This is a genomic window from Sinorhizobium terangae, assembly GCF_009601505.1.
GTDB lineage: Bacteria > Pseudomonadota > Alphaproteobacteria > Rhizobiales > Rhizobiaceae > Sinorhizobium > Sinorhizobium terangae.
Genome location: NZ_WITC01000017.1, coordinates 99,985 through 111,404, shown reverse-complemented (window position 1 = coordinate 111,404; position 11,420 = coordinate 99,985). Strand labels below are relative to the sequence as shown.

At 62.8% G+C, this 11,420-nt stretch carries 12 protein-coding genes; 2 read left to right on the top strand and 10 right to left on the bottom strand.

Features of this window, described 5'->3' with window-relative positions; translation table 11 throughout:
- Positions 1–288: 288 nt before the first annotated feature.
- Together GHK62_RS02355 and bfr are read left to right on the top strand one after the other, a co-directional pair.
- The gene (locus GHK62_RS02355; RefSeq protein ID WP_136505458.1) at positions 289–600 is read left to right on the top strand and encodes a (2Fe-2S)-binding protein; all 312 of its coding nucleotides are present in this window, start codon (positions 289–291) and stop codon (positions 598–600) included.
- Positions 566–1,051 (top strand): bacterioferritin, encoded by a 486-nt coding sequence (gene bfr / locus GHK62_RS02350; RefSeq protein ID WP_153436740.1) that lies wholly within the window; start codon positions 566–568, stop codon positions 1,049–1,051. Before GHK62_RS02355 ends, bfr begins: the two co-directional genes overlap by 35 nt.
- Before the next feature lie 162 nt (positions 1,052–1,213).
- Here bfr and GHK62_RS02345 read toward each other — a convergent pair whose 3' ends face one another.
- The 10 genes from GHK62_RS02345 to obgE form a co-directional block, all read right to left on the bottom strand.
- On the bottom strand, positions 1,214–1,741 hold the full coding sequence (locus GHK62_RS02345; RefSeq protein WP_153436739.1) for an RNA pyrophosphohydrolase: 528 nt from the start codon (positions 1,739–1,741) through the stop codon (positions 1,214–1,216).
- A 134-nt stretch (positions 1,742–1,875) separates the two neighbouring features.
- Positions 1,876–3,087: a divergent polysaccharide deacetylase family protein gene (locus tag GHK62_RS02340; protein ID WP_153436738.1), complete on the bottom strand. Its 1,212-nt coding sequence runs from the start codon at positions 3,085–3,087 to the stop codon at positions 1,876–1,878.
- Between the two features lie 151 nt (positions 3,088–3,238).
- A complete protein-coding gene (locus tag GHK62_RS02335) occupies positions 3,239–4,561 on the bottom strand; it encodes a S41 family peptidase (RefSeq protein WP_153436737.1) in 1,323 nt (440 codons plus the stop codon).
- The gene (locus tag GHK62_RS02330) at positions 4,551–5,978 is read right to left on the bottom strand and encodes a murein hydrolase activator EnvC family protein (protein ID WP_153436736.1); all 1,428 of its coding nucleotides are present in this window, start codon (positions 5,976–5,978) and stop codon (positions 4,551–4,553) included. Before GHK62_RS02330 ends, GHK62_RS02335 begins: the two co-directional genes overlap by 11 nt.
- 110 nt (positions 5,979–6,088) lie before the next feature.
- Positions 6,089–6,571, bottom strand: a complete 483-nt coding sequence (gene rlmH / locus GHK62_RS02325) for a 23S rRNA (pseudouridine(1915)-N(3))-methyltransferase RlmH (protein ID WP_184108644.1) — start codon at positions 6,569–6,571, stop codon at positions 6,089–6,091.
- 160 nt (positions 6,572–6,731) lie between these two features.
- On the bottom strand, positions 6,732–7,211 hold the full coding sequence (gene rsfS / locus GHK62_RS02320) for a ribosome silencing factor (RefSeq protein ID WP_153436735.1): 480 nt from the start codon (positions 7,209–7,211) through the stop codon (positions 6,732–6,734).
- 56 nt (positions 7,212–7,267) lie between these two features.
- On the bottom strand, positions 7,268–7,879 hold the full coding sequence (locus GHK62_RS02315; protein ID WP_153436862.1) for a nicotinate-nucleotide adenylyltransferase: 612 nt from the start codon (positions 7,877–7,879) through the stop codon (positions 7,268–7,270).
- 37 nt (positions 7,880–7,916) lie between these two features.
- Positions 7,917–9,200 carry a glutamate-5-semialdehyde dehydrogenase gene (locus GHK62_RS02310; RefSeq protein ID WP_153436734.1) on the bottom strand — a complete coding sequence of 428 codons (1,284 nt, stop codon included), beginning with the start codon at positions 9,198–9,200 and terminating at the stop codon, positions 7,917–7,919.
- The gene (gene proB / locus GHK62_RS02305) at positions 9,193–10,374 is read right to left on the bottom strand and encodes a glutamate 5-kinase (RefSeq protein WP_153436733.1); all 1,182 of its coding nucleotides are present in this window, start codon (positions 10,372–10,374) and stop codon (positions 9,193–9,195) included. Before proB ends, GHK62_RS02310 begins: the two co-directional genes overlap by 8 nt.
- 1 nt (position 10,375) lies before the next feature.
- Entirely contained in the window at positions 10,376–11,386 is a 1,011-nt protein-coding gene (gene obgE, locus GHK62_RS02300) for a GTPase ObgE (RefSeq protein WP_153436732.1), read from the bottom strand.
- Positions 11,387–11,420 lie beyond the last annotated feature (34 nt).

The window sequence follows — 11,420 nt, the reverse complement described above, 5'->3', positions numbered from 1 at the left end:
TTTAGGTGAGATCACGCCCTTCGCCTGGTGAGTTCCACAAGGTTTGCGGCGCCTGGGTTCGTCCTGTGTAAAAATGTCGCAGGCTGTTCGGCAAAAATTGCAAGTTCTGGAAGAAAAACCGTCTCCTTAGAATCGGCTAATGCGATGAAAATGCGATGATTTCCGTCAAGTTTAGAACCGATCTAACATACCCCTCAACTTTACGGGGAGGAGTTTTTTCTTGACGGCAAATATCCTCTTTTGCTTTATGCGAGAAATCAGGGCGTTGCGTTTGATAGGCAAGACGAGATGCTGGTTTGCAGCTGCAATTTCATCACTGAAAAAGAGATCGAAGATACGATCATCAGCCTCCTCGACGAAGACTGTTGGCAGTTGATCGTGCCGGCGAAAGTCTATCACGCGATGGAAAAGCGCGGCCGTTGCTGCGGCTGCTTTCCGAACGTCGTCGACATCATCATCCGCACCACCGAAGAATATCACGCCCGTCGCGACTCGACGGAAGCCGAGATATTTGATTTCATGATCCGCCTAAAACAATTCCACGAGGAAAACCGGAGGGCGGATTTTGAAAGGCGACAAAAAGGTCATCGAGCAGCTTAACGAAGCGCTCTTTCTCGAACTTGGTGCCGTCAACCAGTACTGGCTGCATTACCGCCTCCTCGAAGACTGGGGTTACACGCTGCTCGCAAAAAAAGAGCGTGAGGAATCCATCGAGGAAATGCACCATGCCGACAAGCTCATCGACCGCATTATCTTCCTTGAAGGCCATCCGAACCTGCAGACGGTCGCGCCGCTGCGGATCGGGCAGAATGTCAAGGAAGTGCTGAAGGCTGACCTCGCCGGCGAGTATGATGCGCGCAAGGCCTACAAGAATTCCCGCGATGTCTGTCACGCGGCCGGCGACTATGTCTCGATGAAGCTTTTCGAGGAGCTGCTTGCAGACGAGGAAGGCCATATCAACTTCCTCGAGTCGCAGCTTCAGCTGCTCGACACGATCGGCGAGCAGAAGTACGGCCAGCTCAACGCCGCCCCCGCCAACGAAGCCGAATAAGCGTTGATCTTTCTCTGACGCGAGCGCCGTCGCCTTGAAAGGCGAGGCGCTCTTTCTTTACCGATCGAACTGGGCGTCACCTCGGCCCGCCGCCCGCAGGCGGAAGGAAGGTTCCGGCAGCAGGATCAGCGGAGAAACGCGCGCGGAAAATCGCCGATTTCCTCAACGCACCAGATGGGAGAAGGCTGCAACGACTTCCTCGTACACCTTGCGTTTGAAGGGCACGATCAGATGCGGCAATTCATGCATTGGCTTCCATTCCCAGGCATCGAATTCAGGATCGTGGCCGCCGGGCGGTGGATTGATGGCAATTTCGCTTTCCTCGCCTTCGAAGCGGAAGGCATACCAGCGCTGCGTCTGCCCACGGTACTTGCCCTTGAGGCCGATCCCGATCAATTGCGGCGGCAGATCGTAGTTGATCCAGTTCGGCGCCTCGGCCAGCAGTGATACCGAGCGAATGCCGGTCTCTTCGTAAAGCTCGCGGTAAGCGGCCTTGAGCGGATCCTCGCCCTCGTCGATCCCGCCCTGCGGCATCTGCCACAGTTGCGGCGAGCCGTCATATTCCGAATTGCCGACGGCGAGCCGATGCCCGGCCCAGACAAGGCCTTCGCGGTTCAGGACCATGACCCCGACGCAGGGCCGGTAGGGCAGGTCTTCCGCCTTCACGACCTTGCTTTTGTCCTTGCTCATACTGACTTCCTTCTCTCGCCCCCTACGGCGCCGCGTCTTACCAGATGCGGAAACATTGCAATGGGCCCCACAAAATCAACGCCATAGCGACACAGCAGCCCGATCGGGAGCGCCTTCTCTTTCGCCCGCTTATCTCATTTTTGTTGCGGATCGTTGACGAGCGCCGAAACGCCGACGAATTCGATGCCGCGCCCGCCCGCCTCCTGCATCCATTCTGCGATCGCCGCCACGCTTTCATCGAAGGCGGAGGCGACGCCGATCGCCGTGCCGTTTCGCCTTGCGACGCGCTCCAGTTCGTCGAGCTTGCGCAGGATTGCGCCGCGGCTGAGCTCACTGTCGACAACGACATCGGCAAAACCATGCGGCACGTCGAAGGCACCGGCGAGCGTGCCCGAGAGTGACTGTGCCGATGTGCCGTCGTCGAGGAAGAGCAGCCCGCGCTTGCCGAGGTCGCGCATTACCGGCTCGAGCGCATCGGCGTCGGAGAGGAAGCGTCCGCCGAGATAGTTCATGATGCCGGTATAGTTGGTGATCTGGCCCATGCTCCGGTGCAGTTCTGCGAGGTTCTTGGTGGCGCCCAATGAAACGCGGAGCGCGTGCGGACCCGGATCATTGTCCGGATAGTCGAAGGGCTCCATCGGAACCTGCAGCAGGATCTCATGGCCGTCGCGTCGCGCGTCCTGCATCCAGCGCTGAAGGCTGTTGCCGGCGGCGGCGAAGGCGAGCGTCACGTCCGGCGAAAGGTCACGGATCGCCCGTTGCGTTCCGGTCTGGCTGAGGCCGAGACCGCCGACGACGAGCGCAATGCGGGTGCCGCGCGCGCCGGACCACGGGCGCGCATACTGGTCCATCGGTCTCAGCCCGTCCGGACCGGTAATCGGCAGACGGCCCTGGGGGCTGTCCTCCAAGAGATCCTCGTTCGGCAGCGCCGCCATGCGCGGATCCTGGCCGCGAACCGGTCCGACGTTGATGAATGCCGGGCCGTCGCTTTCGCGTGATCGCGGCGTGTACTTCGTCACCGTCGCCCCGTCGTTCGTCAGCATCTCTTCGACATGGGCGCCGGAAAGTGCACCGTTCGGGCGAAGAGGATTTTTCCGCCTTCCTGCGGAATCAGCGGTTCCGGCCGTCGTCTCTCCGGCGGATGCTGCGCCTTTTGGGGCAACTTCCGACGCCTCGGGCGCATGGGTAAGCCCGTCTGGCGCCAGAGCGCTCCAGGCGGAAAGGCCGAGGACGGTGACGGCACAGAGGCTTGCGAGCGCATAGCCGAGGAAGCTGCGGAAGTCGCGCCGGCGGGCAGGCTTTACCTTCCTGTTCTGGCCAAGTGGGGCATTGAGATCGGTTCCCAAACGGAGCCTCGGTCGACCTGAAGGAAGTTGCTCTTGAAAGACGCCGCTCACGAAGAATCATCGGATCTTCGCTGGCTGTTGCCGTTGCATAATATAAAGGCGCCGGGTTGAACAGCCCGGCGCCCGCGTTGACGAATTTCTCGAGCTTCGCTTACTTCTTGAGTTCGGCCTGTTCCGGGTTGGCCGGGAAGGACGGATCCGTCTTCTTGCCGCGCAGGAGATCGAGCGCGTAGTTGAGCTGGATGTCGTCCTTGGCTTCCGGCGGGACATAGGCCACGGAGCCGGAACCCTCATCGTCCTCGTTCTGGCCCTTGATGTGGCCACGGAGGTCGGATTCGCCCTGCGCTTCCACCTTGCCCAGAAGCTCCGGCGGCAGCGGCTGCTCGACCTTGATGTCCGGCGAGATGCCGGTGCCCTGGATCGATTTGCCGGACGGCGTGTAGTAGAGCGCCGTCGTCAGGCGCAACGCGCCGGCATCGCCCAGCGGAATGATCGTCTGAACCGAGCCCTTGCCGAAGGACCGCGTGCCAAGCACCGTGGCGCGCTTCAGATCCTGCAGCGCACCGGCAACGATTTCCGATGCGGATGCCGAGCCGCCGTTGACGAGGACGATGACCGGCTTGCCGTCGGCGAGATCGCCCGGCGTCGCATTGAAGCGACGGGTCTCGTCCGGGTTGCGGCCGCGGGTTGAAACGACCTCGCCACGCTCGAGGAAGGCGTCCGAAACATTGATCGCCTGGTCGAGCAGACCGCCCGGATTGAGGCGAAGATCCAGCACGTAGCCCTTCAGCTTGTCCGCCGGAACGTCCGCCTTGATCTTCTCGATGCCCTTCTTCAGGTCATCGAAGGTCTTCTCGGTGAAGGAGATGACGCGCAGATAGCCGACGTCGCCTTCGGTGCGGTATTTCACGGCACGGACGGCGATCACGTCGCGAACGATCGTCAGCTCGATCGGCTTTTCGGCGCCCTTGCGCAGAATGGTGAGCTTGATCGGCGTGCCGACGGCGCCGCGCATCTTGTCGACAGCTTCCTCGAGCTTCAGGCCGCGAACGTCCTGGCCGTCGATCTTCGAGATGAAGTCGCCGGCAAGCACGCCGGCGCGCGCCGCGGGCGTATCGTCGATCGGGCTCGTCACCTTGACGAGATCGTCTTCCATGGTCACTTCGATGCCGAGACCGCCGAATTCGCCGCGCGTCTGCGTGCGCATGTCCTCGGCGTCCGTCGAGTTCATGTAGCTCGAATGCGGGTCAAGGGAGGAGAGCATGCCGTTGATGGCATTCTCGATCAATTTGTCATCCTGCGGGGGCGTCACATACTGCGCCCGCACACGCTCGAAAACGTCGCCGAAAATCGCCAGTTCGCGGTACGTCGACGAATTGGCTGCCTCGGCCGGAATGGTCGCCGAATAGACGACGCCCATCGCCGTCGCACCCATCAGCGCCCCGACCAGAACAAGTGAAGCTCTACGTATCATTTCGCGCCTTTCCAACCTCTGCTGCGGACCACCACGGTCGGGAATCGACCGGTTTTCCGTCTTTTCGGAATTCAATGTAAAGCGTTGGCCTGTCTGTTTCCAGCGCCAAGGCCGCCGCACTCGCCACTCTTTTTGCACCCATCGTCGCCAATGGCTCGCCGGCCACGACGAATTGTCCCGTCCGGACACTGACATTTTCCATTCCCGACAGAACGATATGATACCCGTCGCCGGGATTGAGAATGATCATCTGCCCGTAGCTGCGAAAACTTCCCGCGTAGACAATCCAGCCGTCCGCCGGCGTTGTCACCAGCGCGCCTGCATTGGTTTCCAGCATGATGCCCTGCAGCGAATGCCCGGTGCCGTCCGCATCGCCAAACTGCCGCAGGAGTGACCCCGCGACGGGATAGGCAAGCCTTTCCCGCAACTCCGAAAACACATATGCGGGCGCAATGCGGTTTTTGTCGGGCACCGCGTTGCGGGCGATCTCGCGGGCCTCTTCGCGCTCGGCCTCGCTCATCCGCCGACGCTCTTCTTCCTGTGCGCGAGCGGCCGCGGCGGCATCCCGCACCGAGGAGATCTCGTTCTCCAGCGACGAAATCAGTCCTTCGAGATTGGTCGCCTGCGAGGCCAGCTCCTGGGCCTTGCGCTGCTCGACGGCAAGTTCGTTCGCATTCTGCTGCCGCAACTTTTCCTTCTCGGTCACCAGCATCGACATGCGGCGCTCTTCCTCGAGATTGGCCGTCATCGCCGCCGTCAGTTCCTCGCGCTGCTTTCCGATGCCGCTGCGAATATCCGCGAGCGCCTTCAGGTCGGCGACGAGGCTGTCGGTCTGCTCGCGCATCTCCGGCACAACGGCGCCAAGGAGGATTGCACTGCGAACCGAGGCCAGTGCGTCCTCCGGCGTGACGAGGATGGCAGGCGGCGGGTTGCGCCCCATGCGCTGCAGGGCGGCAAGCACTTCTGCAAGCACGCCGCGCCTGCCACGGAGCGATCGCCGCACCACGTCCTCTTTCACGCGCAGGTCGTTGAGCTTGTTTTCGCCATCGGCGATCTGCTGCTCGAGCCCGCGTCGTTTGCTTGCCGACTCGACGATCGCGGCGCGCAGCGCCTCGCTGCTCTTGTCGATCTCGGCGATCGTTTGTTCCAGCGCTTCGGCGCGCTCACGCGACAGCGTTATGGTCTTCGAAAGCGCGTCGAGCTCGCTGCGCGTGCTGTCGCGCCTGAGCGCCAGATCGGCTGCGGGATCTACCGTTTTCTGCTCGTTCGACGGCGCGCCCGCGGGGTTTCCGGGGGCTGTGTCCTGGGCTACAGCCGGCGCGGCGATCACGCCCAAGAGAACGGCCAATGCCGCGGCACCGCGTCCGACACGACGCACCGCCCATCCCAAGTCGGCACATTTTTCTCGGCGCGTCATACGGCCCGATGCTTTCCTGCAATAATTAGATGAGAGAACCCTAATCTGATTTGGCTCGGCCAACCAACACATAATCGTGTTATTGCATCCGCGAATAAACAAGCGTCTCTTCAAGCGCGGTGATAGGGATGGCCCGACAGGATCGTTACGGCACGGTAAAGCTGTTCGGCGATCAGAATGCGCACGAGCTGGTGCGGCCAGGTCATCTTGCCAAGACAGAGTATAGCGTCAGCGCGCGCATGCAGCGCCGGGTCCAGGCCATCGGCGCCGCCGATCGCAATCATCAGATCGCGTTTTCCGCTGTCCCGAAAGGTGCTGATGAGCGAAGCGAAGCTTTCCGAATCGATCGCCTTTCCACGTTCGTCGAGCAAAACGAGCAGGCTGCCGTCCGCGAGCGCCTTTTCAAGCTGGGCCGCCTCCTCGCGCTTACGCGTCTCCGCATTGCCGGCACGGCTTTCGTTGACTTCCACGACCCGCGCAAGCTCCAGCCCCACCGCGGACCCCGCCTTGGCGAAGCGGCCGAGATAGCGGCCCGCGAGGTCCTTTTCCGGCCCCGCCTTCAGGCGGCCGACTGCGAAAAGTCCGATACGCACGACCCGATCATCCCCACCGGTGCCAGCCCGATCCTGCAAAGCGACTGGCAAAACCACTCTTGCTGTCATCGGCCCAGCCGGGCGATGACAGCCGCATTTTCATTCGACACCGGCGCAGTCGCTCCGTCCTGAGGTTTGGGTCAGGCTCGGGCGGCGCGTCTCAGTGCAGGGTACCGTCCTCGATTTCCGGGGCCGCCCACATCTTTTCGATGTTGTAGAACTCCCGGATCTCCGGCCGGAAGATGTGAACGATCACATCGCCGGTGTCGATCAGCACCCAGTCGCCACCTTCAAGGCCTTCGACGCGGGAATTGCCAAACCCTTCGTCCTTCAGGTCCGTGATCAGGTGGTCGGCAATCGCCATCACATGCCTGTTCGACCGCCCGGAGACGACAACCATGAAGTCTCCCAGCGCCGATTTTCCGGCAATGTTGATGGTGACGATATCTTCTGCTTTCGAGTCCTCTAGGCTTTCGAGGACCAGGTTAAGCGCACGGACAGCGGCTTCGTCGCTTGATTCCGTGCTGCGCGGGTATGCGGTTGCCGCATAACCCTTGGCGTGTACTGTTGTCAGGGTCTTTCCTTTCCAAAAGAACAGAACAGGCACTTCCGATTCGATGATCAGGATCGAACCGTTCATAAATGTAGGCACCAAACCATGAGGGTTTCAAGACGCGAGAAATGAATCATGGCAATTCATGCGGATTTCGCGTCTGATGAGGCGCGCGGCGCTGTAGAGCGAAGCGCCGTGGAACTCAGCGGCGAGCGTGGTCCGTGAATGAATGTCCAGGCGGGCGCGGGGTGGAAGGCGAGCGCCAGAGCATCGTCCTCGTCGATACGGGCATAATCGAAGGTCCGCGCCATGCGCGAGGAAAGATAGGCAAGCGTCGAGCCCGGCCTGTCGATAACCGCGATCGGAAAGGTCGCGACAATCTTGCGCCAGCTCTGCCAGCGGTGGAAATTCTTGAGGTTGTCCGCCCCCATGACCCAGACGAAGCGCACATCACGGTTGCGTGCGCGCACGATTTCGAGCGTACGGGCCGTGTAGCTCTGGCCGAGCGCCTGCTCGAACGCCGTGACCTTGATGCGGGGATTGGAGGCGAGCTTTTCGCTCGCCTCGATACGTTCTGCCAGCGGCGCGAGATCGTTGTGGTTCTTCAGCGGGTTGCCGGGCGTCACCATCCACCAGAGCTGGTCGAGACCAAGCTTGCGCAGCGCCGTTTCGGCTACGAGGAGATGGCCGCCATGGGGCGGGTTGAACGAGCCGCCGAAGAGGCCGACCGTCATCCCGCCTTCGACATGCGGCATGCGCAGATAGCGTGCGTTCACTCGAGGCGGAATCACGTCAGGACCGCACCTGTCCCGTGCCGCGCACGCGGTATTTGAACGACGTCAGCTGTTCGACGCCGACGGGCCCGCGTGCATGCATCTTGCCGGTGGCGATGCCGATCTCGCCGCCCATGCCGAACTCGCCGCCGTCGGCAAACTGCGTCGAGGCATTGTGGAGGAGGATAGCGGAGTCGATTTCCGAGAAGAAGCGTTCCACTACGGCCGGATCTTCCGCGATAACCGCTTCGGTATGCGCCGACGACCAGGTGTTTATGTGGTCGATGGCACCGGAAATGCCGTCGACCAGCTTCGCCGAAATAATCGCGTCGAGATATTCGGTTGCCCAATCCGCGTCTGTCGCGGGCTTCAGGCCCGGCAGCAGCGCTTCCAAGTCCTTCGAAGCCCGGACTTCGCAGCCGGCGTCAACGAGCGCCTGAAGCAGCGGCTTCGCCAACCGATCCGCGGCATTGCGGTCCATGAGCAGTGTTTCGGCGGCGCCGCAGATGCCGGTGCGCCGCATCTTGGCGTTGACCACGATCTTCTTCGCCATGTCTAGGTCGGCCGAGGCGTCGACATAGATATGGCAGAGGCCTTCGAGATGCGCGAAGACCGGCACCCGCGCCTCGCTCTGAACGCGAGCGACGAGGCTCTTTCCCCCGCGCGGCACGATCACGTCTATCGCGCCGTTGAGGCCGGTGAGCATGGCGCCGACGGCGGCGCGGTCGGCAACCGGCACCATCTGGATGGCATGCTCCGGAAGACCCGCGGCCTTCAGCCCCTCGACCAGGCAAGCGTGGATCGCCCGCGACGAATGAAAACTGTCGGAGCCGCCGCGCAGGATCACGGCATTGCCGGCCTTGAGGCAAAGTGCGCCGGCATCCGCCGTGACGTTGGGCCGGCTTTCGTAGATCACGCCGATCACGCCAAGCGGCGTGCGTACGCGCTCGATATGCAGACCATTCGGGCGGTCCCATTCGGCGATCACGTCGCCGATCGGATCCCTGAAGGCGGCGATCGCACGGATGCCGTCGGCCATATCGCGGATGCGGTCCCGGTTGAGCGTGAGACGATCGATGAAGGCCTTGGCGACTCCGGTTTTTTCGGCGTTTTCAAGGTCGACCACATTGGCCGAAAGGATCTCGTCCGTGCTGGCGACAATGGCATCTGCCATGGCGATCAGGGCGGCGTGCTTGCGCTCGGCACTCGCAACGGCAAGCGGCCGGCTTGCCGCCTTGGCCCGGCGGCCGATTTCCAGCATGACGCTGCTGACGTTCTCGCCGTTATTGACCGCGTCAGGCATGAACCTCGCCCTTCCTCTCGTCTCTTCCGTCGTCCAGACGCGTCCCGGCGGGACCCGTCATCACCAGGTCGTCGCGGTGCACCATCGCCGTGCGGCCGGCATAGCCGAGGATCGCGGCGATCTCGGCCGATTTCTTGCCGGCGATCTGGCGTGCCTCGTCGGCATCATAGCCTGCGAGGCCGCGGGCGATTTCGCGGCCCGACGAGCCGAGGATCGCGATCGTGTCGCCACGGCTGAAGCTGCCCGTTACCTGCCGGACACCGGCCGGCAGCAGGCTCTTGCCCGAGCGGAGCGCCGTTTCGGCCCCGGCGTCGATTATAAGCGTGCCAGCCGGCAGAAGCTGCCCAGCGATCCAGGTCTTGCGCGCGGTCACCGGCGAGCCGGCCGGCGCGAACCAGGAGGAGCGGGCGCCGGACTCGATCGCGGCGAGCGGATGCTCCGGCTTGCCCGAGGCGATGATCATCGCGCAGCCCGCAGTGGTCGCGATCTTGCCGGCATCGATCTTGGTGCGCATGCCGCCGCGCGAAAGCTCGGAGGCCGCACCCCCGGCCATCGCCTCGATCTCCGGCGTGATTTCGGCGATCGTATCGAGGAAGCGCGCGTCGGGATCGAGATGCGGCGGGGCGGTGTAAAGGCCGTCTATATCGGAAAGCAGCACGAGCAAATCGGCGCCGACCATCGTCGCCACCCGGGCGGCCAGCCGGTCGTTGTCGCCGTAGCGGATCTCGGTGGTCGCCACCGTGTCGTTCTCGTTGATGATCGGCACGGCGCCGAGCTTCAGCAACTGGCTGATGGTCGCGCGGGCATTGAGGTAGCGGCGGCGCTCTTCCGTGTCGCCGAGCGTCAGCAGAACCTGGCCCGCAATGATTTGATCGGTCGAGAGGCTTTCCGACCATGCACGCGCCAGAGCGATCTGGCCGACGGCGGCGGCCGCCTGGCTTTCCTCGAGCTTGAGCGCCCCGGCCGGAAGATCGAGCACCGTCCGCCCGAGCGCAATCGCGCCCGAAGAGACGACGAGCACCTCCACGCCCTTTGCCTTCAGTCCGGCAATGTCGGAGCACATGGCGTCGAGCCAGGGCTTTTTCAGTCCCGATTTGCGATCGACCAACAGCGCCGACCCGATCTTGATGACGACCCGGCGGTATTTTTGCAGCGGCTTGCGGGTCCTGGTCATGCTACGCGCTCTCTTCTCCGGCCTTGGCGGCGGAAATGACGCTGCGAAGCGCCCGGAGCGCCTCCGTCATGCCCTTGCTCGTGACCGCCGAAATCGTGAGCGGCGGCGAGCCGCAGGCCTTGGCGAGCGCCTTGGCCTTTGCCTTCAGTTCCTCGTCATCGAGCACGTCGATCTGTGCCAGTGCGACGATTTCCGGCTTGTCCTCCAGCCCGCCGCCATAGGCTTCGAGTTCGTGCTTCACGGTCTTGTAGGCCTTGGCGACATCCTCTTCCTGCGCCGAGACGAGATGGAGGAGCACGCGGGTGCGCTCGACATGGCCGAGGAAGCGGTCGCCGATGCCGACACCCTCATGGGCGCCCTCGATCAGGCCCGGGATGTCGGCGAGGATGAACTCCTGACCATCGACGGTTGCGACGCCGAGGTTCGGATGGAGCGTCGTAAAGGGATAGTTGGCGATCTTCGGCCGGGCGCGGGTGCAGGCGGCAAGAAAAGTCGACTTGCCCGCATTCGGCAGGCCGACGAGGCCGGCATCCGCGATCAGTTTCAGCCGGAGCCAGATCGTCTTTTCCTCGCCCTCAAGGCCCGGATTGGCCCAGTTCGGCGCCTGATTGGTGGACGACTTGAAGTGGGCGTTGCCGAAGCCGCCATTACCGCCGGCGGCAAGCCGATAGCGCTGGCCTTCGGCCACCATGTCGACGATCAGCGTTTCGTTGTCTTCCTCGAAGATCTGTGTGCCGACCGGCACCTTCAGCGTCACGTCGGCGCCGCCGGCGCCGGTACGGTTGCGGCCCATGCCGTGCATGCCGGTCTTTGCCTTGAAGTGCTGCTGGTAGCGGAAGTCGATCAGCGTGTTGAGGCCATTGACGGCCTCGACCCAGACGTCGCCGCCGCGGCCGCCATCGCCGCCGTCCGGTCCACCGAACTCGATGAATTTCTCGCGGCGGAAGGAGACCGCGCCTGCGCCGCCGTCCCCGGACCGGATATAGACCTTTGCTTCGTCGAGAAATTTCATCTGGCTGCCATCTGTTCAGTATATTTGCGCCATC